This window comes from Pseudomonas shiyinii (assembly GCF_056725765.1).
This window is the reverse complement of sequence record NZ_CM161522.1, coordinates 4,656,511-4,677,745: the sequence shown is the minus strand read 5'-3', so window position 1 is coordinate 4,677,745 and position 21,235 is coordinate 4,656,511. Positions and strand designations below refer to the sequence as shown.

Here is a 21,235-nt window from a genome sequence, read left to right as displayed (position 1 = left end):
TCAGCGGGGCTGGCCGAATGGGTTACACTATTCAGCTGTGTATTGGCGACGTTTCTATCAGGGTTACATCAATGCGTGAGGCACAGATCAAGCGAGCATTGGCGCATCATCTGGATTGTGTCCGCGACAGCATGTCGAGCATGATCCTGGAGGAGTTGCAGCTCAATGGCGGCGAGATCCGTGCCGACGTAGTCGATGTGCACGACATGCACTGCTACGAGATCAAGAGCGAAGGCGACTCGCTGAAGCGGTTGCTGGGTCAAGGTTGCCGTTACGCACGAGTCTTTGATCACGTCACCTTGGTCACCACCGAGCGCCACCTCAAAAAAGCAATACCCATGCTGCCGAAGTGGTGGGGAATTTTGCTGGTCCCGGAGAACGAGGACGCCGCCTTCAAACAGGTGCGTGTCGCCAAGCCCAACAAGGGCCACGAACCCGAGGTCTTGGCAACACTGCTCAACCGAGACGAGTGCATGTCGATCTTGGAGGCGCGCAGCTCGCTGCGCGGATGGCGTGGAAAAAGTCTCTACGTGCTTCAAGAGCGAGTGGCTGAATTACTCACTCTTGATGAGCTCAGGGAGATGGTGCGCAGTTACCTCATGAAGCGGGGCGAGGCCCATGTGGCAGCCGAGCCCTACGACTTGTTCAGTACTGCTCTTTGACGACAAAAGCGATGTGATGGATCCAGGCTTCTGTCAGATGTGCCGTGGCGCCTGACTTCTTGTTTCGATCTGGCACGCTGTCGTCCGCTCTGATCGCCATCTGACGATCGCCGAGGGAGAAGTCGCCTCCTTTGAAGTCCTCGGCGTACTGGTTTACCAAAATCACTGACAAGTCGATGGAGTCCTGCTTGCGCTTTCCCGTGGCCTTGAGGATCAGCCAATCCTTGGCCCGGGTGTATCGCAGGGCGACCTTCTTAGCGATCTTTTTCAGGATTTCCTCCGTCCACTTTGGCGACAGGATGCCGTAATCGGAATAGCCGAGCCCAATTTCTGGCACTGCCGTATTGAGCTCCTTCCAGAGCTTCCAGTCATTGCGGTCGTACTCTGCCATGTTCGCCACTTCAAGCAGGCTTTCGGGGTAGGCCCCAGAGGTGAGGTGCACGGTCTGGAAGCCAAATGCCTTCAGTTTCCCCAGGGCATCCGCGAATGAGCGCAGGGACTCAGGCGACCAGGTTGCAGGGCATTCGCCGAGATCAACCATCAGTCGCGGTTCCACCTTGAGTTGGCCAAGCATCTCGCAGGCCTTCTCAGCTCGGGTCAGATGATCCTGCCCCAACGCAAAACCTTCCAACCGCAGCCGAATCACGACCGTCTCAAAGGTTGAAAGCAGCCGTTGCATGCTCTCGCTAAGTTCCAAGGCATCACGGGAATCTATTACGGGGATGATGGGGTAGTTCTTGTCGCCGGCAACGGTGAGAAACGACTCGAACTCGCTCATTCGACGGCCGATCAGTCGACCCGACGGGTCTGCGTAGTCCACCAACACCGTGCCTTTCCAGTAATGGTAAACCTCGGACATCAGCAGCTCATGGTAAGTCACCCCCCTGACCTCGATGCAAGGCCACACGTGGTCAGTGAGTTCCTCGGCTACCGCCGAAAGCGCCTTCTGCTCGGCTTTTTGCCACTTGATAACCGGGATATAGGGCGGATGGCTGGTGTAATGAATCGGCATTTCCTCTCCTTGGCGCGCGGCACTATTGTGCCATCATATTACTGTGGCTCGACCGGGCAAGCGAGGGGGTGTCTCTGGTAGTGGTGTTGAAGGCAATAAAGTTCGGCACCCACCAATTTAGATTGATACTGTCGAGAATCCGGCAGGGCAAGACTCCAGGCTGAAGCCCGGGAAGAGATGGCCGGGCAAGGCGCCCAGTCAGTGGGTTCGTTGGTATGAGGAAGATTGCCCGTGGCTTGGGTGTGTCAGAAGCGGTCGCCTCTCGGGCCCATCGTCGTCACTACACGGTTCATTCCCCCAGGCAGCTATCCAAGAGACGTGCTCCAAAGTTGCTAACGGGCATCAGTTGGATTCCTCAGTGCGGAGTCGAGCGGCTTGGGCAGGCGGCGCCTCACCAGCCACAGCTGAGGCTGACGCTTAATACGCATTGACTGCGTCGGCTCGAAGCCCGATGGTTTGCGTAGAGATACCCTCGTAATTCGTGGATGTGGAATGAATCAGCTTCAGTGAGCGGGAGGAAAAACATGGCCAGGCAAACGGCCCAGGACCGGGCCAGACGTTTAGAGCAGGGCCGTTGCCCTATCCATGGCATCGACATGCCTCAGGTGGGATTGAACACTGGCGGCCCAGGCCTTGTGGTGGAGTGCCCGAGAAAAGACTGCAACATCCGGGGGAAGAGTCTTGAACCTTCAGGCCCGGTCGATTTGCTTGCCGAATTCGAAGGGGTCATCGCTTCAGGCGACGTGTGAAAGGTGCTCGGCCGCGAGCATAGTCAGGTCCTGGTGTTTAACTTTCAGTCTGGGCCGTCTGCAGTTGTGCCCGAACTTGCTCGAGCACCACCCCCCAGCGATTCTGGCCGTTCCACGTTTCTGGGTTAAGAATCCGAGGATCATGCTCGGCCAGGCCGACGCCCCAGATGCGGTCATAGGTTGGCCTCGACCAGTTTCGTTTCCCCGGTGGCGAGAAGGGCCGCTTTGAGAGCCGGGTTCTGAGAGAACTTTGCATAGCAACCGTGGGCTACGATGCGTACGCGACGTTCCGCCCAGAGGGGCTCTATGTAACCGGCGACTGACCGTCCTAACGCCTTATGGTCTCGAGGATTGGTTACCAACAAGTTCTTGCGAGCAGTTTCCTCGTCACCAAAGAGTTTCGCCTTCGCGAACATCATCATTTGCTCCATGCAGCAGAAGCGTACGCCTTTGACCTCGAACTCCGACCGGAACCAGTTTGAGAAAGGATCATGTTCGCGGAAGAAGATTGTCATGTTCCCTTTGGTGATCATCAGCGCTATCCCATTTTGGCGTTACGTTGCACCAGGTTGCCCTGGACTGTTTGTCGAGGACTGCATTATTGCCGAAGGGGGAGCGTGCCAGAAGCCAGATGCGGGCACAGGCTGGCCGTGCCTTGGGACGACGAGGATAGTCAGGATTGGGCCGAGTTTCGGTGGCTGGAGCTTAGGAAGATCAACGACTAACGACGACGAAGCGCCCGACCAAAAATGTGGGGGAGTCAACTGCAACAGGCGTGAAACTGACGGCTGATCGAGGGCTGGATCTGGAGCTTGCCGTTTACGGAAGGAGTCTCCGGAACGGGCGCACCAGGCGCGCTCCGAACTTGACGTCTTCGAAGATCCAGCCATTGTCGAAATAAAGGCCCAAGGCACAGTTGGCGCCAGACTGAGTTGACGACCAGTAGACACAGTTCTTGGCAAACGATTCAGGCGCGATCTTACACGCATGGTGAAGCGCGTCGATGGCTGGCAGGAAGAAGTCGGTGTGCCCTTCTGCCGTGAAGCCAATCGCAGCAATCGCGGCAGGGTGTCGTCCTTGCTGTTTGATAAGCAAATCAGTATTTGCTTGCCCGTCAAACCGACAGATTGCTGTGCCCACCACGCCGTCGTCGCCGTAAGTGTGGCGCCCTGGGGCATCGTTGGCGGCTGCGATCGTGTGAAACGCGCCGTCAGCATATTGGAGCAGGCCTAAGTAGATGCCACCTTGGCCTGGCCACATTTCGCCGATAGGCGGCGGTGAGAGCGTCACTGAGAGGTTGCTCAAGGTAGGTTGCTGGTGGATAAGAGTCATGGTCTTGGCTCCTGGAAGGACTGCCTGCGATTGTCTCCGGCGAGGGAGCGTGCCACTAGCCGGTGCCTGCCCTTTGAACCCAGGGTCCTCCATGGTGCTACGCACTGAAATCGAACGAGGCCGGTTATCGGTCCAGGGGGCGATTGTGTTGCTCGTTGACCGCAGCTAGATTAGATTGGTTATTGCCGTAAACGGTAATACAGGTCATTCCAGAGGTTGTCATGGCAGAGCCAGCAGACGTCATCCAAATCAGCCGTCCCGTCACCCGCACCGGCGACCAGATGTTTGATGTGCACGTTGGCGAGAGCATCGGTACTTTGGAGACGATCAACATCGAGGGTACTTACCACACCTGCATTGTCATCTCCGTGCACAGCAACTCCGAAGCGTCCGTTGATGCGCTCGTCCACACGTTGGATATGGTCGGCCAGCAGTTCCAGTCTCGGGTCGAAGAAGTCGGGCGTGAGTCCATCAAGCGGATCGTTGAGGTCTTGGTGCCAACCAAGCCGGTCTCCTCATCAAAGCTCCTTCAGGCCAAGATGCTGATGAAGGCGAAAACCGCGGTGCTCGAAAGCGGTGATTGGGTCACGGCGTCGGAGATTGCCGATCTGGCTCAGCTCAGCGCCAGCAATCCGTCCTCGCAGCCCAGCAAGTGGAAGCGGGAGAAGCGTATCTTTGCTATCACCCACAACGGCACCGACTACTTTCCGCTGTACGGCTTGGACGAGACGCGTGGTTATCGTCCTCTGTCTCAGCTTAAGGACGTGATCATGGTGCTCGAGTCCGCCAAGGATGCCTGGCAGATGGCGTATTGGTTCATGTCCAATAACAGCTGGCTGGCATCCAAGAGGCCGCAAGATCTCTTGCGGTCGGACCCGGAGCGTGTCATTGAGGCCGCGCGGGAGGAAGTCGCGGAGATCTCGCATGGCTGATCAGTCCAAACCTGATAAGCCACCGGCCACACTCCACCTATCCCACTTCGTCATGCCCTCCGGCACCTTGTTGCACCGCGTACACCAGGAACGCTTCGGTGCGACGGAGTACAACCCCACGAGGGGCGGCAACGCCCGGTTCAGCCCGCTGACCGATGCCGCGGGAGCGATCGTTCCGACCCTTTACGCCGGGAGCACGTTCCATTGTGCGGTGATGGAAACGGCATTTCATGACGTGAGCTACGCCCCGGGGCTGAAAACTTTCCAGCAGAAGCGACTCAATGGCCTGAATCACTCCGTCATCCGCACAGCCAAAGACCTGACACTCGTCGATCTTTCGACCAAGGCACTTCGGCGACTGGGCATTGAGCGCCAGCACCTAATAGATACGCCTGCCTCGGAGTACGATTACACCAGGTCCTGGGCCAAGGCGATTCATCAGCTTGCGCCAGAGGCGCAAGGGCTGCGCTGGGTCTCTCGCCAGGATGACCAGGCCCAAGCCTATATCCTCTTTGGTGATCGCGTGAGTGAGGGGGCGCTAGTAGAGCATGATGTCGGGCGTGATCTGCAGGACGATCCCGGCACTTTCGGGCAGCTGCTATTGCTGGCGGAGATGATCGGTGTCCTGCTACTCCCAGAGGAGGAGCCCTGACAGGGCACAGGGCTCCCTTGACCGAATGGCCGAGCGTAGTCACCCGGCCCCAGCGTTCCCCGTTACGCGGTGATGCCCAGACTGACATCCTTGATCGCGTTCTCAAATTGCTCCTCGATCCGCGCCAGGTCGTCTGCCACTGTCTTGTCGAGCCGCTCCTCGACGAAGCGGGGAAGGTGTAGGAGTCTGAATAAGATGCGACGGATGACGCCATTCACCCTGATGCGCAAAGCATCACGTTCATCTCAGTCTCATCACCCGCTATCGCTGCCGGTACGAACACCACCCCGGTGTCACTCACTCCGAAGGACATCGCCACTCTGGAAAATGTTTTCCATCTGGATTGGAAACGCAGAACCAGTGAATCTTGTTCACTTAGTCATTCTCGAATGGCAGTAAAGTGGAGTACGACAGCTCGTCACCCTCTACGGCGGCAAGCACTTGGTCAAGCACTGTGGGAAATTGCAACTGACTTGACCGAGTGTTTGCAAGCCACTTGACAACCTGTTTGCATTCGTCTTGACCAGCCATTTGCATCGGATGTGAGCAGCGCACGGGTACGTCTTGACCGGCAAAAATCGACCCAGAGCGGACGCCCACGGTTGATCCCACCTCCAGCATCGGAAGTTTTCAAGTATCACTGGCAAGCTTAATTGGACGATGGGTATTAGGATGGAGGAAGGCGCTTAGGGCAAGCAGTACCACAGACCCTATGATCATTAAACCCCAGGCCCAATACAGGGAGCTAAGGTGGTCCCGTAATAAACCTGCGATTACTGGCATTGTCGCAGCGATGATATAGCCACCACCTTGTACAAAGGCCAAGAGTTCGCTGGCACTTTCGGGAGAGCTAGCGTGATCTAAGGTGACAATCAGCGTCAACGGGAACAGCGCACCAATACCCAGGCCCAGGCATACAATCGCGATCAACGCGAGCTGATTTGGAGCGGCAATCAAGCAAGTTAAGCCACTAATCAAAAGTAAAATTACCAAGATCAGGAGAGGTCGCCGGTCAGGGAAGCGATGGATTAGCGAGGACACCAATAGCCCAGCTATTACTTCCGTAAGCGTCAGAGCACCGAGCAGATAGCCAGAATCTGCAGCTGCCCATCCGACCTGGATGTAAAATGGCGGTAACCAAGCCAGTACTAAAGTGTAAGCGCCTGTACCGATACCAAAAAATACTAACAGCAACCATGCTTGTGCATTGCGATAGGGCAAGCTTACCGATGCAGAATAGGGGGAGGTCCGACCAGCGGCAAGAACCCAGGCAACCAGTGCGAGTACTGCGGGTAGGGCTGCGAACCCCAGCGTGAGCTTCCAGCCAAAAAACGCTGCGCCAGGTGCGGCTGTGGCTGCTGCCAAAGCAGCTCCGCCCATAATGCCCGTAGTGAACAATCCCATCAGCATACCGGCGCTTTCTGGATGGCTACGTTTGATAAAAGCGGGCATGAGCGCTTGAATGAAAGCAATGCCGATGCCACCCAGCATGGCCGTAGCGATGATTGATCCGGCAGAATCGACATAGATACGAGCGGCACAACTCAAGGCAATCAGCGTTATACCCATTCCTACACCTTTGACTTCGCCAACTATCCGCAGAAGCCATGGTCCAGCCAAGGCAAACAAGCCCATCATCATTACAGGCAGGGTCGTCAAAAGCCCCCCTTCCGCATTAGATAACCCAAGGTCGTCCTGCATAAGATCTAACAGTGGACCGACCGAGGCCATGATGGGGCGCAGATTGATGCCGACCAACACCGCCAGCAAGATAACGCACGCTTTTGAAGGAGAATCACGCAACATGGGGTTGCTCCAGCAGAGAATTCGAGGTCGCGGGATCGATCGCCAAGGTGCGGCGATGACGGGATAAATAGTCATGTTCGTAAGCCTGGGAGGCAGGTCGCTCCAGACAACCAGACTGGATAGCGAACCGAGGGCTTTGGGGCCGAATGGGTGGCTGTCCATTGGTTAGATAACGCCGATGTTGCGCGTAGTGATCATGTTCTTGATTCTGCTCGGCGACACCGTTGTGGCCACTTCGATACATTAGAGAGAGAAGGCAACATCCGCTTGCTCGACTTGAACGGTACTCCCTTGGGCTAGTCCATAAAACCGCGTAGATTCCCTGACCTGCATTCATGATGCCTCCTATGCATCTGAGCCGCATTGCCTAAATGGAAGGTTACGTATACCCTCAATAAAACAAGCAATGCCTTTTTTTATTCTTGTGAAGGGATCTTATTTTGTCAAGCAAACAGTTTGAAAATTCAGAGGGGACGCTACAGTCCACGGGCGATCGCCTTCTGCAGTTGCTCAAGTCGAGGGGCCCACAACAGGCGTCGGTTGCAGGCGGGTTGTTGGGCATGACCTCAGAAGCTGCCCGGCAGCAGTTCGTGAAACTCGCCAGCTCAGGCCTCGTGGTGGCGTATTCCGAGCCGCGTGGTGTTGGGCGCCCGGCTCAGTATTGGCAGCTTACGAGCAAAGGCCACGCCCGGTTTCCGGATGCACACTCCGAGCTAACCATCCAGTTACTGAACTCTGTGAGAAAGACTTTTGGCGAAGCAGCTATTGATAAGCTGATCGATGTCAGAGAGCAGCAAAACCTGGAGAACTACCGAGCTGCTTTAAGCTCGGCACAAACCCTTGCGGAAAAACTGCAATGCCTGGTCGAGGTCCGTACGCGAGAAGGCTATATGGCCGAATATCATGAAGAAGGAGAGGGTTTCATTTTCATTGAAAACCATTGCCCTATCTGCTCGGCTGCGACAGTGTGCCAAGGCTTTTGTCGCTCGGAGTTGGAAATTTTCGAGAAAGTCTTGGGCGCAAAGGTGGAACGAATTGAACATATCCTGCTGGAGGCGCGCCGCTGTGCATATCGTGTAATGCCCGCTTAACTACAAAAAATCTGTGGGTCAAGGAACTTGACCCACAGAAGCGTAGTGAGTCAGCTCTCTACCAGCTCGGGCACGGACTGGAGAGCAGTGCTGACATGGGCGGGCTCCCACTTGGGAAGTACCTCCTCCAGCTGCCGAGCGAATGCAAGTAACTTAGCTTCCTGCCAGTGCGCGGACACGATCTGGATGCCTATTGGCATACCTGTCGATTGATCTGTACCTGCCCGAAGTACAACCGCGGGCGAGCCAGAAAGACTGAACGGGAAAACAAATCCATACTTCGAGCGATCCTCAAGAGATTGGCCGTGCCTGAAGGCGATATCTGGGTAAACCGGAGTAATCAGCAAGTCGTACTTCCGGAAGAACGCGGCAAGTTTGTATTTGAACTGATCAAAGGCAATCCAATCCTGCTTCATTTCGAGGGTGCTGGGGCATACCTCCTCACTCATGTCAATCAGCCCCTGGAGCTGAGGCGTCGTTGTAGACTTTCCGATGTCTTTTAGAAGCTGCTTCCAACCATGGCCTCCATCTCCTCCCGTAATGAAGAGACGCCACATTACTTCGCTCGCTTCTTCGAACTGGTCAGGACAAGCTTCGGTGATGTCCTCGGTGAACTCTGGAATGAGACGAAGGACCTCTGTCAGAACAGCACTCACCGATGCGGCAATCGGCAAGCGCTCGCTTCCCATAAGGAAAGCGACACGAGGCTTGCTCTTGGCGGGTGGCTCGACTGGCCATGGAGCATCAACGGTGTCTGGATCGTGGCCGTCTGGCCCGGCAATCAACCGGCCCATTAGTTCCAGGTCGGCAACGTGCTTCGCCATCACCCCGAAGCTTGACGTATGGTGGAATAGCCCTGCGCGCTCTCTTGGGAACTGACCGGTAAGAGGTACACGTCCTTGGGTCAGTTTCAAAGAACAGATGCCCGTAAAATGCGCAGGTATACGAACACTGCCTCCAGCATCTGAAGCCAGCCCCGCCGGCGACAAGCCTGCTGCAATTGCAGCAGCCTCACCACCACTGCTGCCTCCAGGAGTGCGCGATACGTCATAGGGATTGTTGGTCCGGCCATAAACCAGATTGTTACTCTCAAACGACATGCACAACTCTGGAACATTGGTCAGTCCCAAAATGATCGCGCCGGCCTGACGAAGCCTGGCGACAGCCGTTGCGTCTACCTCGCTGGGACCACTCATGAACTCGGCTACACCACGGGACAAGGTGAAACCTTTTACATGCAAGACGTCTTTGATAGTGATAGGAACACCGTGCAATGGACCTAGGCTGGTACCATTGGCGGCCATTGCATCGGCTGCCGCGGCCTGCTGCACCAGGGCTTCACGTTCGGGCCGTTGAATGATGGCATTGAGAGCAGGGTTCAGCGCATCAATCTTGCTGAGATAATGTTCAACCAACTCGACGCTGGTGATCGTGCCACGTTGAACGTGTTCTGCCATTTGCACCAATGTCAGGCCTTCAATCATCTTTGCTTCCTTTCGGTAAAATTGCGTAAGGCAATTTGTAAAGGTTTGATATCACGCCGCTGAGCAGTTTCAGCTTCCAACGTGGTTGCGAGCTCACAGAGTCCAGAACCTTCTCCAGCTCAGTCAGCACGTGCTCGACCTGTGCCACGGTAATGGTCAAGGGTGGGTAGAAGCGCAGCACTGGTTGTTTTGCCTTCTCATTCATAGAGTGTCCGGCATGAATGCCCTTGCGGCCGAGCGCGGTGCAAATCAACGCCTCATACACCGCTCCGTTCAAGCGAATGCCGGTCATCAAGCCGATAGCGGGAGCATCTTTAATGACGGTAGGGTATTTGTTGGCGAGGCGTTGCAACCCTGTGCCCAGGACGTTGGCAGCAGCCTTGGATTTTTCAATCAGACGTTGTGATGTCAACACCTCAATAGCAGCTAACGCCACAGAGCACGCATAAGGCTGGCCACCCTGACTGGTCGTATCCATTGCCGAATGATGGGAGAGGTGTGCGCCATAAAGGATGGCACCAATGGCCGCGTATCCGCCGGTTAGCCCTTTGGACAAAACGATGATGTCAGGCAAAACATCTTCATATTCAATCGCAAACCATTTGCCGCAACGGCCAAAGGCTGTCTGGATTTCATCGGCCACAAGCAGGGCGCCTGCAGCGCTGCAGCGCTCACGGATGCGTTTGAGGTATCCAGCTGGCGGCAGCCGCAAATATGCGCCCCCCAAAATGGGCTCTATGAAAACTGCGGCGGTATCGGTCGTGATCGCTGACTCCAGTGCCTGGAAGTCGCCATAGGGTATGAACACAACGTCCTGTCGGTTCAAGCCCAGTTCATTACTGGCATGCTGTTGACCGAGGATATTCATGGTGGCGAGCGTTTTGCCATGATACGACTGCTGCATCACCACGATCCGGTTTTTGGGCGCCCGTGTCGCGAGCACGTAGCGGAGTACCTGCTCGATGGCCTCGGCGCCGGTCATCGTGTAGCGAACCTGATCCCACTCACCGGGTACGATCTCACGAAGTTTTTCAGTCAATCTGATTTGCTCGGTAGACACTGTACCCGCCGGTACAGCGGCGAGGGTGCCCAATTGTGCTGCCGCAGCAGCACGCACCACTGGATTTCCATGACCAATCAGGAAGATCCCGTAGCTGCAGGCGCAATCGAGATACTCGGTACCGCGGTGATCGGTGACCAGGCAATCATTGGCGCTCTGCTCCACGCCAGTATTTGCGATTCGGTAGAGCTTGGCGGCAGAGGGAGTCCAGTGCTGGTAGCAAGCGTTAATCCAGGCATTACGCGACTTTTTGGTAAGCATTTTTCAACAAGTCCAGAATGGAGTGGGCGACAGACGAAACAACTTCCTTTCGCGCAGTGAGTGGTGGCCGAATGATCAACTCAGCACCTTCAGGTGAACTTAGGTGAAAGCCAGCCTGACCCAGATTTGCATGGACCTCTCGGGCATGTGACTCATTGGCAAAGGTGAGTGATACCCAGCCCCCGAACCGTGTTGGGGCAAACTCCTGCAGGGCCAGTTCTATCAACTTTCCATTTTCTGCCGCGTTGTTCCAAAGTGACTGCGTTTGAGCGAAATGCAGCGCAGCCAGTGCCGCGACACAAGCCGGTGGGTTACCGGCGGTCGTGCTGCCATGCTTGGCGGGTGAGCTACGGCCATACACAGCATTTGCCAGTTCGTGGCGCGTGGTGTAGGTACCAATTGGGATACAGCCGCCACCGAGGTTGTTGCCCATGACGATCACATCCGGCGTACCACCATATAGGGTGTGAGACAGCTTATGGCCCAAGTGCCCCAGACATGTGTCCAAGTCGCTGTAGATGCTCAGCACACCATGCTGCGAGGCTGCACGCTGAGCTCTATTGATGCTAGCGAGGGGCATGAACATTCGTTGATCGGTTTCCGACTTCGTGAAGGGACCATGGCAAAACGCGAAGCAATCCTCCCACGCGTCAAAGGCCTCTAGTTCTGCCGCCGTGGAGATCGGGATGATGCGGATCCCCAAGTAGGCCGCGAGTTCACGTTGGGCCGCTGATGGTTTGAGTAATTGCCCATGGCTCATTTGACCGTAATGGTTGTGGGCTACGTATGCTAATGTCTTGCGTCCTGGGCTTAGCGCACGCGCCAGTTTAAGGGCTCCCTCGAACGCTTCATCGCCACTGTTACAGACATAGCTGTTTTGGTAGCGAGGTCCCAACCAGGTCGACAGCGTTTCGCAAAGCTGCAACAGCGGGGTGCTCAGCAGTACGCGGCTGGAAAGACCAACACGGTTCTGGATTTGCTCTATTGCAGCGTCCTGGACTTCCTTGACCTGGTAACCAAAGCCACCGGACAAGTCATAGTTGATGTCACCATTGCTCAACCAGAATGTTTCGCGTTCCGCCTTTGACACGACTTTAAAATTCATCTTCATCACCGGTAGCTCAGTGCATTGAAAATTGTCCGCTGCGAATCCACTATTCGCTCTCGACCGTGCATTACCCTGCGATTGTCAATCATCACGACATCGCCATCTTGCCAACCCACCCTGTGTGTATGTCGAGCAGTCACTTCCTCTACTTCTTCCAGCAAGGAGGGTGCAAAGCGCTCACCATCGGCAAAGTCAATGATGGGTTTTTCGTAGTTGAATGACGGGCCAAGAATGCTATTGGCAAAGGCTTCTTTGTCGCTAAAAACCGATGCCTGAATCGCGGAAACGACAAAGGCATACGAAACACAATCGTCCTTTTCGTGATAAGTGACACTGGTGCCAGGGTCCGATGAGACGATCGCTACTAGGTCGGAGAATTTCACGTCATCTATATGCCGAATAGATGGGTTGTAATGACAGACAATGCGACGCCATTTGTCGCCTGGCACGGTACGACGGTAACGAATCGGTTTTTTTCGGAATTTTTCAGCCAGTCCGGCTGAAAGATCGCGCAGCACCGATTGGCCATCACATAACGTCGTTTGTGAGCCGACTTTCGGCGCATTCTGGCAGTAGAACCAAGTCAAATCTGGCCAAATAGGAGCGTTACCATTCTCGCAATGAAGCCCCACTGCATCCATACCTGCATCGACCAGCTGTGCTACGCCACCTTCAATGGTTCTTCCCGGGTCGAGGCTGAGTTTCGAACTGTGTTGTTTGACAAAAGATGTGAAGGTGTGCAGGTCTTGGAAACAGTCGCGAAACATCACCACGCCATAGGTTTTCAGGGCGTCGAAGACTGCAGCCGTGTCCATGTCCATAATGTGCGGATGCTTGACTATCTGATGCGCGGTATAAATTTTTTTATCCATGTCATTGAACTCCTTTTCAATGAGTTGAAGCAGCCTCGTGTTCTTCAGCGGCAGCGGCTGTCAGGATTCGCCGTTTCTCGATCAGGGTCTTGGTGGCTAACGCCTGCAGTAAGGGGGCATCCTCATGCAGCACGCGCAGTTTTTGTGGACGTTCGACTTCAGAGAACCATTCCTTGGACCATTGCTTTACCTGCTCGACATCGAAGTGGGGAGAGACCACTAGCGCTATTGTCAGCTCGGCATTGGTTCCTAGGTAAAGGATGGCCTCCTTCACGCCTGGTTGTTCACGGAAGGACATTTCCACCTGTTCTGGAGAAACGTTCCTCCCGTTTGGCAGACAGATGAGGTTTTTCGCCCGACCTATGACATACAGGAAGCCGTCTTCATCAATTTGGCCCAGATCGCCGGTATCCAGCCAGCCGTCAGCGCCTACCTGACATGCGCTCGGATCGACCCAGGAGTAACCCGCAAATATCGAAGCGCTCCTGATTTCGATACGGCCTTCACTGTTTATACGTACTTCAACGTGCGCTAATGGCTTGCCAACGCTGCCTATTTTCCTTGCTTGGGAAGTGCTGACGCTGATCACCGAGCCGTTTTCGCTAAGCCCATAACCCTCATATACCGTAATGCCCAGCCGCTCGAGGCGCTCGAGTGCGCGTGCACTTACCGGAGCACCACCTGCTGTGATGTGCAGGTTGGTCTTAAAGTAGCTAGCCAGTGCCGTATCGTTTTCTACACGTGCCAGTAGTGCCTCAAGCATGACCGGAGGCACGGTCATGGCAGTTGCACCACAGTCGATCACACGCGTAATCAGCGCTTGCATATCCACGTTGGGCTCGCCGATCAGGGGAACGGTCGGCGGCAGAAATTGAATCTTGCCTCCGCTGAGCAAGGGTAGATAAACGGCGGTGACTTGCTCGATAAGCAAACTTAGCGGAACCAGGGAAAGGTAATGCTTATGTATGGGCCGAGGAACTCGTTCAAGTAGCGAATGCAGCATCACACTCAGACCGCCCAGGCTTTGCTTCACACCTTTGGGACGGCTGGTGGTTCCTGAGGTGTGAATGATTTTGCACACCCAGTCGGCAGACCGGGTTTGCCGTGTGCCGGTTGGGTGAGGGTGGGCATGCTGATAGACATCCTTGACGCAGATTGCATTCAAGGTGGCCAACTCCCATTTCTCCTCCAGCACCTGTCTGCCCTTGGTATCTACCAAAAAAGCCGTGCATCGGTGGGCAAGAAACTCTGCCTGATAGCGGCTAAAACCTAGTGGTAAGGGCAATGTGGTGTAACCAAATGCAAGGCATGCAAGGTCGGCGATTACCCAGTCTGCGCTATTGGACATTACGATTCCGATCACAGCATCCTGGTCCAGGCCTGATGCCACCAAGTGTTCGCCTAACTGCATAACGCGCTGATAAAGGGTTTTACCATCAATGAATTCGGGGCGATTGCTTGAGCAGTCAATGATACGGATTGCATCGGGTTTAGACTGAATTTCATCAAGCATGTGTTGGATGAAGTTCATGATGCGATACTCCGAAGCTCAGGCTGGAGGTGGAATTCAGTGTGCAGCATGGTTTCGCGATAATGCGACTCCATTTCATTTAGCCTGATATAGCCCGTGATGGGTTGATCGTCGTAGTAACTTCCCCAGGTTATTCCCTCGGTGCGAGGGGCTCGATTCATGTCTGCCGAGCAAATGGGCACAAAATTAACTTTGCACTGCATCATGACCTGAATCGAACGAGGGTTCGAGGTACACAAAAGGTATCGAGCCCCCAGGCACCAACTGACCACAGATAGCATTTTGAACATGCAGCGGCCAGCAGCGCTGTTCACCGACGCCACGCTGCCGATCTCGGCGACTGTGCTTCGCTCGACCCTTCTGCTTTCAAGGCCGGAAAGAATTTTTTCGCAATTTTCATTGATGTAGTTTTCTGAAAACAGCTTTCCTTCACCAGCAAACCATATTCCGGCACAGGCCTGTATGGATTTCTCATCCTCTGACACAATTAGGAAATAATCGGGGGACGGAGCTATTACAGCGCCATAAGCATTTTTGTACCGCAACTTTACAAATTCCTGTGCCGCACTCCATTGCGGAGATTGGCGCTTTACTAGATGCGCACGCACTTGAATTTCCTCATCGGCTGAGTTTGGATGCACGACGGCTAGCGTATTAACCATCAACTCTTTGCGGCAATAAAAATGTAACTTGTCTCAACTAGTTGGTGAGCGTTTCCAATCGCTTCGCTAGACCGGCAATAGGAATAGCACAGCGATTTTGAATATTCCAATTTTTTCTTGTTTTTTTGGGGCGATCAATGCAAGTTATTGATTCACAAAGATTTAGTCTTCTTGCTGAGAGGTGCGCCGCGCGGGGGGGGGCGTATCCTATCTTGTCATGCGCATCACAGAGCCAATAGTATTAGCAGTACAATGACCATTCAAAAGCGTGAGGCCGACGGCTGTATGCACTCGATTGGTTTCTTTCGCGCTGAGTATGAGTGTCGGCAACTGCATGATCTGCAAAATGGAAACTCTATAATTTTTCATTCAGCTGGAATAGTTGAGCAGGTAACCCAATCTCTTTTCACTTACCTGAAGCAAGATCTCAGTGTATCGAAAACCCGGATGGATCGGCTTTGACAAGAGATTCCACCGCCCTCCTTGCACGCCTCCACATCGCGCTACTCGAAATTTCGAGGATTTCTGACCGGAGACTTTCCACATGAACAAGGAGTGCTCTTTCAAATCAGGTACTGCCGGAACTGCAGGCGAAATTATCAAACGGCCTGCAATCTATCCTGTTAGGAGGACCTTCTAGATTACTCTCGCGGAAAAACGAAGCGGCTTATCTCGACCAACGCATGATCCAGAAACGGAAAACCCCCGTAGATACGGGGGACTACACGTTGTCTCAAACTTTATTGTTTTGTGTCGATCTTTATTGTTCAAAGCCACTGGCTTCCAGTTGCTCAATCACCAGGTGCTTCAAGGATGATTTTCCGTAGCCCCATCCTCCACGGATCGCAAAAACGCGGCCCTCTCGGAGGCTGAGTTCGGAAAGCACCCGGCAATCCGATGAGCGAAATCACCTCTCCTGAGTTTGTCTTCGGATGCCGATCGAATGGGGGCTTCTGATCCGATTTCTACTGACTGGACCGAGGCAGGCTCCTCAGTCGCCTGGACCCGACATGTAGCAATCCAATTTTTAAGGTTCGTCAGTATGTCGGTCATCGGATTGAGCCTCCACGAGATCGCAATAAAAGGGATACCTTGGAAGGCACAGCGTGCTGCCTGGTTGTGCCGTCGATTGGCTACCGGCTGGGCGGGGTGGTCCGTTACGAGGAGGCCAGTTATCACCGACAAGATGCCGAAAAATTCCAAACATCACTTAAAATCCGTCAGTAAGCGCGCCTCACGGCACGCCAATCGCGGCAGTGTCTATCACAGGGACACCAACGTTGGACCGATCTGCTGTTCAACCACGCCTGTACCAGTGTGTCCAAGTTGCTCGAGCTGAGCTCCCAAGTCACCAGCATCGAGCATGGTGCACCCGAACTTACTGATCCAGCTGGAGGCCTGGCGCACATCGCCACGCTGATCCTCTCCGGTGTCGATCTTGATGATGTTGAAAAGGGTCGGCTGGACCTGCGCGTCAATCTGGCATTGTTATGCGCTGCGAATCACCGACGGATTGGAATTTGCATCGCTACGTCGCGCAGTGGAAGATGTTCTAGACCCTTACTGACCGGTGATGGCACACAGGTTTCACTCCTGCTGCGCTTGGTCGGTCGCAGCTGCAGAATCGTAGTCTCATCCGTCAGTAGCTGCGAGCGTACAAAGGAGGGATTGCGGGCTGTCGAGCGTGGATTGCTGATGAGTGGCTGCGGCAGGCTCGTCGCAACAATTCCAGGAACGTCGCATTTATTTAAGAATCCTACAGCCCCCGCCCACCAGGGCCGGTCCTGACGCTGAGTGATGAGGGTGTCGGAAAGGCCTCTGCGGCCAGCAGTCCAGCGGCTTGTGGCCGCTGACCGACTGGATCGCCGCCACTTCCAGGGCTTCGCGTTCATCCAGCGGGGGAAGCAACCCGGGCAGGCGGCTGGCGAGCAATGTCTTGCCGGTACCTGGCGGGCCTGTAAAAAGCAGGTTATGGGCTCCCGCCGCCGCCACCAGCAGCGCACGCTTGGCGGCGGCCTGGCCTTGTACTTCGCTGAGGTCGGGGTAGGGCCGGCTGCGCAGCAGCAAGCCGTTGGCCGCATAGGGTGGCAGGGGCACCTGGCCGTTGAGATGGGCGACCAGCTCCAGTAGATGGCCCACCGCATAGACCACCAGGCCGCTAGCCAGGCTCGCCTCTTCCGCATTCTCCTTCGGCACGACCAACGCCCGCCCGGCCTCCCGTGCCGCCAGCGCTGCCGGCAAGACGCCCTGTACCGGGCGCAACCCACCCGACAAGGCCAGCTCACCGATGCACTCGATCTCGCTCAAGGTCGCCACCGGCACCTGGCCATTGGCGGCGAGGATGCCCAGGGCGATGGCCAGGTCGTAACGGCCGCCGTCCTTGGGCAGGTCGGCGGGCGCGAGGTTCTGGGTGATGCGTCGGTTGGGGTAGTCCAACCCGGAGTTGACGATGGCGCTGCGCACCCGGTCCTTGCTTTCCTTGACCGTGGCTTCGGGCAGGCCGACCAGGGTCAGGGTTGGGAGGCCATTGGCCAGGTGGGTTTCGACGCTGACAGCGGGTGCCAGCACCCCGACCTGGGCGCGGCTGTGGACGAGGGCGAGGGACATGGACACTCCGTGGTCGCTTGTGAGGAACCGCTTCCTGCGGTTTGGCAAGCATAGAGCGCCTGGGGGAGGGTAATCGCGAAAGAGTGCGTCGGGGTTTTGCAGCGAAACGGGTCAAGGTCAGGTTTGGGCCGCTGTGCGGCCCTTCGCGGATGAACCCCCACAAGGGTTCCGGCTGTCATTCCTGGGCAGGCGGCGCGACCCGGGCCTCCAGCTCGGCCAGTTGCTTCTCCAGCGCTTCCAGGCGGGCGCGGGTGCGCGCCAGGACGACCATCTGGCTGTCGAATTCGTCCCGGCTGACCAGGTCCAGCTTGCTGAAGGCACCTTGCATCAGGACCTTGAACTGGCTTTCCAGTTCGGCGCGGGGTTGGGCGGTGTCGCCGCTGAACAGGCGGGAGGCCTGGTCGCTCAGGGCGTCGAGGAAGGCTTTTGGCGCGAGCATGTTGGGCTGTCCGCTGAATCAATGAGAAGGCGGGCAGTGTAACACGCGCCCCGGCGGGGCTCGCGCTGCACAGGTTTTGCGCAATACGCCAGGCCAGCATGCACCAGAATTGTGCGCCTTTTGCCTGATGGCGATTGGCCAAGCATTCGAATTTACAGTAACTATTTGTTTTTTATGGCTTTGTTCGAACTGGCAAGGTTTCTGCTAAGACCTCTGCGAGCCATGCACTGATGCAGTTCCTTGAACTAGGCAGCGCGCATGCGATGCCAGATGCCGCCGACGGCGCGTTACAAAGCCAGGCGCTGCGCTTAGACTTGAGACGGGTTTGTTTTCCTGGGGCAAGTCCACCAAATCGGGAGAAGTTTCATGAAGCTAGTCACTGCCATCATCAAGCCGTTCAAGCTGGACGACGTGCGCGAGTCGCTGTCGGAAATCGGCGTGCAGGGCATCACCGTGACCGAAGTCAAAGGCTTCGGTCGGCAGAAAGGCCATACCGAGCTGTACCGCGGTGCCGAGTACGTGGTCGATTTCCTGCCCAAGGTGAAGATCGACGTCGCCATCGACGACAAGGATCTTGACCGGGTCATCGAAGCCATCACCAAGGCAGCCAACACCGGCAAGATCGGTGACGGCAAGATCTTCGTGGTCAATCTGGAGCAGGCCATTCGCATCCGTACCGGCGAAACCGATACCGACGCGATCTAAGCAACACAGCCTCACCAAACCCAACGCCCCAGGAGAAAACAACATGACTCTGCGCAAGATCGCAGGGCTAGGAGCCCTATTGTCCCTCGTAATGCCCGGCCTGGCCCTGGCAGAGGAAGCTGCCCCGGCGCTGAACTCCGGTGACACCGCCTGGATGCTCACCGCCACGGCGCTGGTGCTGTTCATGACCATTCCGGGCCTGGCGCTGTTCTACGGCGGCATGGTGCGCTCGAAGAACGTGCTGTCGGTGATGATGCAATGCTTCGCCATCACCGGCCTGATGAGCATTCTCTGGGTCATCTATGGCTACAGCCTGGCATTCGATACCTCCGGTATGGAAAAAGGCGTGGTCAACCTCAATTCCTTCATCGGCGGCTTTTCCAAGGCGTTCCTCAGCGGTGTCACGCCTCAGAGCCTGACCTCGGCTGCCGCGCTGTTCCCCGAAGCGGTGTTCATCACCTTCCAGATGACCTTCGCCATCATCACCCCGGCGCTGATCGTCGGTGCTTTCGCCGAGCGCATGAAGTTCTCTGCGATGTTGGTGTTCATGGGCGTGTGGTTCACCTTGGTCTACGCACCGATCGCCCATATGGTCTGGAGCGGTGACGGTGCACTGATGTGGGACTGGGGTGTACTGGACTTCGCCGGTGGCACCGTGGTGCACATCAACGCTGGTATCGCAGGCCTGGTCTGCTGCCTGGTGCTGGGCAAGCGCAAGGGCTACCCGACCACGCCGATGGCCCCGCACAACCTGGGCTATACCCTGACGGGCGCCGCGATGCTGTGGATCGGCTGGTTCGGTTTCAACGCAGGTTCCGCCGCCGCTGCCAACGGCACCGCCGGCATGGCCATGCTTGTCACCCAGATCGCCACCGCCGCCGCGGCCCTGGGCTGGATGTTCGCCGAATGGATCGGCCACGGTAAACCCAGCGCCCTGGGCATCGCCTCGGGTGTGGTCGCCGGCCTTGTGGCCATCACGCCGGCTGCTGGTACCGTCGGTCCGATGGGTGCGCTGGTGATTGGCCTGGCTTCGGGCGTGATCTGCTATTTCTGCGCAACCAGCCTCAAGCGCAAGCTCGGCTACGACGACTCTCTGGATGCCTTCGGCGTACACGGGGTCGGTGGCATCGTCGGTGCCATCCTCACCGGCGTATTCGCAGCGCCTGCCCTGGGCGGCTTTGGTGCGGTCGAAGACATAGGCGCACAGGTCTGGGTGCAGACCAAGGGCGTGCTGTTCACCGTGGTCTACACCGCCATTGCCACCTACGTGATCCTCAAGGTGCTCGACGGCCTGATGGGGCTGCGGGTCAATGACGAAGAAGAGTCGGTCGGCCTCGACCTGGCTCAGCACAACGAACGCGGCTACAACCTGTAACCGCAACGCGGTAGAAAATCGCCCGGTTCGCCGGGCTTTTTTTTGCCTGGAATTCGCTATTTGGCGTAGGGCAAACGGTTTACCCGGCACGTTCGTGACATTCGTAAAAAACTTACAGGTTGCCAGGCGTTCAGGGAGCTTTGCTTTTTTCACGAGCGCGCTAGAATGCGCGCCGAAGGGTGTTTGATGAGCTGTCCACACTCTTCTCAACCCTTTGCTAGGCTTGCAATAGCGCATGGCCAGCAGGTAATTGCCGGCGCTTTTTTCCGGCCGATGGCTCGATGATTTTTCAGGCACTGCCAGGAGCAGGGCCTGTAGGGCGGCAGTCTCCCATCAGGAGATGGATGCCCGGGCAGTGGCCAACCCACGGCCAGTTGAATTTTCACTGGTGGACGCCGGTCTACGGCTCCACTGGTCTATAACTAACCTGCTTTTCGCAAGTCATGAGGTAGAACATGAGCGACGACGATCTGGAAAATGACGACCTCGAAGTAGGCGACGAAGACGAGGCCGATGAGGGCCTTGAAGCTGCAGCCGACGACGGCGCGGAAGATGCCGGCGAAGACGACAGCCCCGCACCTGCCGCCAAGGGCAAATCCAAGGCAGCAGTCTCGGTAGACGAGATGCCGAGCATGGAGGCCAAGCAGAAGGAGCGCGATGCGCTGGCCAAGGCCATGGAAGAGTTCCTTGCACGTGGTGGCAAGGTTCAAGAGGTCGAAGCCAACGTGGTCGCCGATCCGCCCAAGAAGCCGGACAACAAGTACGGCAGCCGCCCTATCTGAGTGGCTGGATGCAAGAAAGCCCGCCGTCGCTGCGGGCTTTTTTGTGTATGGCGATCCGGTGGTTAGTGCTGCCCCTGTGGGAGCGGCCTTGTGCCGCGATCAAGGGCGAAGCC

At 56.1% G+C, this 21,235-nt stretch carries 20 protein-coding genes and 1 pseudogene; 7 read left to right on the top strand and 14 right to left on the bottom strand.

Features of this window, described 5'->3' with window-relative positions:
- The first annotated feature begins 71 nt into the window (after window positions 1-71).
- Entirely contained in the window at window positions 72-662 is a 591-nt protein-coding gene (locus ACXHGZ_RS21160) for a sce7726 family protein (protein ID WP_480461387.1), read from the top strand.
- Here the strand turns inward: ACXHGZ_RS21160 and ACXHGZ_RS21155 are convergent.
- From ACXHGZ_RS21155 to ACXHGZ_RS21140, 4 genes are all read right to left on the bottom strand, one after another.
- Window positions 646-1,674 carry a beta family protein gene (locus ACXHGZ_RS21155; protein WP_480461386.1) on the bottom strand — a complete coding sequence of 343 codons (1,029 nt, stop codon included), beginning with the start codon at window positions 1,672-1,674 and terminating at the stop codon, window positions 646-648. The two genes, ACXHGZ_RS21160 and ACXHGZ_RS21155, sit on opposite strands and share 17 nt — an antisense overlap.
- 786 nt (window positions 1,675-2,460) lie before the next feature.
- Window positions 2,461-2,679, bottom strand: a complete 219-nt coding sequence (locus tag ACXHGZ_RS21150) for an NADAR domain-containing protein (RefSeq protein WP_480461384.1) — start codon at window positions 2,677-2,679, stop codon at window positions 2,461-2,463.
- On the bottom strand, window positions 2,597-2,956 hold the full coding sequence (gene ybiA, locus ACXHGZ_RS21145) for a riboflavin biosynthesis intermediates N-glycosidase (protein WP_480461383.1): 360 nt from the start codon (window positions 2,954-2,956) through the stop codon (window positions 2,597-2,599). The genes ACXHGZ_RS21150 and ybiA overlap by 83 nt, the downstream gene beginning before the upstream one ends.
- 286 nt (window positions 2,957-3,242) lie before the next feature.
- Window positions 3,243-3,755: an Lcl C-terminal domain-containing protein gene (locus tag ACXHGZ_RS21140; protein WP_480461382.1), complete on the bottom strand. Its 513-nt coding sequence runs from the start codon at window positions 3,753-3,755 to the stop codon at window positions 3,243-3,245.
- A gap of 221 nt (window positions 3,756-3,976) precedes the next feature.
- On the opposite strand from ACXHGZ_RS21140, the gene ACXHGZ_RS21135 reads away from it, so the two are divergent.
- Window positions 3,977-4,687 (top strand): hypothetical protein, encoded by a 711-nt coding sequence (locus ACXHGZ_RS21135; RefSeq protein WP_480461380.1) that lies wholly within the window; start codon window positions 3,977-3,979, stop codon window positions 4,685-4,687.
- A complete protein-coding gene (locus tag ACXHGZ_RS21130; protein WP_480461378.1) occupies window positions 4,680-5,339 on the top strand; it encodes an RES family NAD+ phosphorylase in 660 nt (219 codons plus the stop codon). Before ACXHGZ_RS21135 ends, ACXHGZ_RS21130 begins: the two co-directional genes overlap by 8 nt.
- A 630-nt stretch (window positions 5,340-5,969) precedes the next feature.
- On the opposite strand, the gene ACXHGZ_RS21125 is transcribed toward ACXHGZ_RS21130, so the two are convergent.
- A complete protein-coding gene (locus ACXHGZ_RS21125; RefSeq protein WP_480461376.1) occupies window positions 5,970-7,145 on the bottom strand; it encodes an MFS transporter in 1,176 nt (391 codons plus the stop codon).
- A 560-nt stretch (window positions 7,146-7,705) separates the two neighbouring features.
- Between ACXHGZ_RS21125 and ACXHGZ_RS21120 the strand changes: the two genes are divergently transcribed.
- The gene (locus tag ACXHGZ_RS21120) at window positions 7,706-8,236 is read left to right on the top strand and encodes a helix-turn-helix transcriptional regulator (RefSeq protein ID WP_480461375.1); all 531 of its coding nucleotides are present in this window, start codon (window positions 7,706-7,708) and stop codon (window positions 8,234-8,236) included.
- A gap of 50 nt (window positions 8,237-8,286) precedes the next feature.
- On the opposite strand, the gene ACXHGZ_RS21115 is transcribed toward ACXHGZ_RS21120, so the two are convergent.
- The 9 genes and pseudogenes from ACXHGZ_RS21115 to ACXHGZ_RS21075 form a co-directional block, all read right to left on the bottom strand.
- On the bottom strand, window positions 8,287-9,720 hold the full coding sequence (locus tag ACXHGZ_RS21115) for an amidase (protein WP_480461374.1): 1,434 nt from the start codon (window positions 9,718-9,720) through the stop codon (window positions 8,287-8,289).
- Complete coding sequence (locus ACXHGZ_RS21110) at window positions 9,713-11,041, bottom strand: aspartate aminotransferase family protein (RefSeq protein ID WP_480461373.1); 1,329 nt, start codon at window positions 11,039-11,041, stop codon at window positions 9,713-9,715. The genes ACXHGZ_RS21115 and ACXHGZ_RS21110 overlap by 8 nt, the downstream gene beginning before the upstream one ends.
- A complete protein-coding gene (locus tag ACXHGZ_RS21105; protein ID WP_480461372.1) occupies window positions 11,019-12,152 on the bottom strand; it encodes an aminotransferase class III-fold pyridoxal phosphate-dependent enzyme in 1,134 nt (377 codons plus the stop codon). Before ACXHGZ_RS21105 ends, ACXHGZ_RS21110 begins: the two co-directional genes overlap by 23 nt.
- Window positions 12,152-13,021 (bottom strand): TauD/TfdA family dioxygenase, encoded by an 870-nt coding sequence (locus ACXHGZ_RS21100; protein ID WP_480461371.1) that lies wholly within the window; start codon window positions 13,019-13,021, stop codon window positions 12,152-12,154. Before ACXHGZ_RS21100 ends, ACXHGZ_RS21105 begins: the two co-directional genes overlap by 1 nt.
- A 16-nt stretch (window positions 13,022-13,037) precedes the next feature.
- The gene (locus tag ACXHGZ_RS21095) at window positions 13,038-14,552 is read right to left on the bottom strand and encodes an AMP-binding protein (RefSeq protein WP_480461369.1); all 1,515 of its coding nucleotides are present in this window, start codon (window positions 14,550-14,552) and stop codon (window positions 13,038-13,040) included.
- Window positions 14,549-15,160: a thermostable hemolysin gene (locus tag ACXHGZ_RS21090; RefSeq protein WP_480461368.1), complete on the bottom strand. Its 612-nt coding sequence runs from the start codon at window positions 15,158-15,160 to the stop codon at window positions 14,549-14,551. The genes ACXHGZ_RS21095 and ACXHGZ_RS21090 overlap by 4 nt, the downstream gene beginning before the upstream one ends.
- 814 nt (window positions 15,161-15,974) lie before the next feature.
- On the bottom strand, window positions 15,975-16,100 hold the full coding sequence (locus ACXHGZ_RS21085; RefSeq protein ID WP_480461367.1) for a P-loop NTPase fold protein: 126 nt from the start codon (window positions 16,098-16,100) through the stop codon (window positions 15,975-15,977).
- 869 nt (window positions 16,101-16,969) lie between these two features.
- A pseudogene (locus ACXHGZ_RS21080) lies at window positions 16,970-17,821 on the bottom strand (YifB family Mg chelatase-like AAA ATPase); the annotation flags it as partial.
- A 175-nt stretch (window positions 17,822-17,996) separates the two neighbouring features.
- Window positions 17,997-18,260, bottom strand: coding sequence for an accessory factor UbiK family protein (locus ACXHGZ_RS21075; RefSeq protein WP_084855377.1), 264 nt, complete (start codon window positions 18,258-18,260; stop codon window positions 17,997-17,999).
- Window positions 18,261-18,626: 366 nt separating this feature from the next.
- Between ACXHGZ_RS21075 and glnK the strand changes: the two genes are divergently transcribed.
- From glnK to sutA, 3 genes are all read left to right on the top strand, one after another.
- Complete coding sequence (gene glnK, locus ACXHGZ_RS21070) at window positions 18,627-18,965, top strand: P-II family nitrogen regulator (RefSeq protein WP_002555808.1); 339 nt, start codon at window positions 18,627-18,629, stop codon at window positions 18,963-18,965.
- 43 nt (window positions 18,966-19,008) lie between these two features.
- Window positions 19,009-20,340 carry an ammonium transporter gene (locus ACXHGZ_RS21065; RefSeq protein ID WP_480461365.1) on the top strand — a complete coding sequence of 444 codons (1,332 nt, stop codon included), beginning with the start codon at window positions 19,009-19,011 and terminating at the stop codon, window positions 20,338-20,340.
- A gap of 455 nt (window positions 20,341-20,795) precedes the next feature.
- Window positions 20,796-21,122 (top strand): dormancy-specific transcriptional regulator SutA, encoded by a 327-nt coding sequence (sutA, locus tag ACXHGZ_RS21060; protein ID WP_224457381.1) that lies wholly within the window; start codon window positions 20,796-20,798, stop codon window positions 21,120-21,122.
- The last annotated feature ends 113 nt before the right edge of the window (window positions 21,123-21,235 follow it).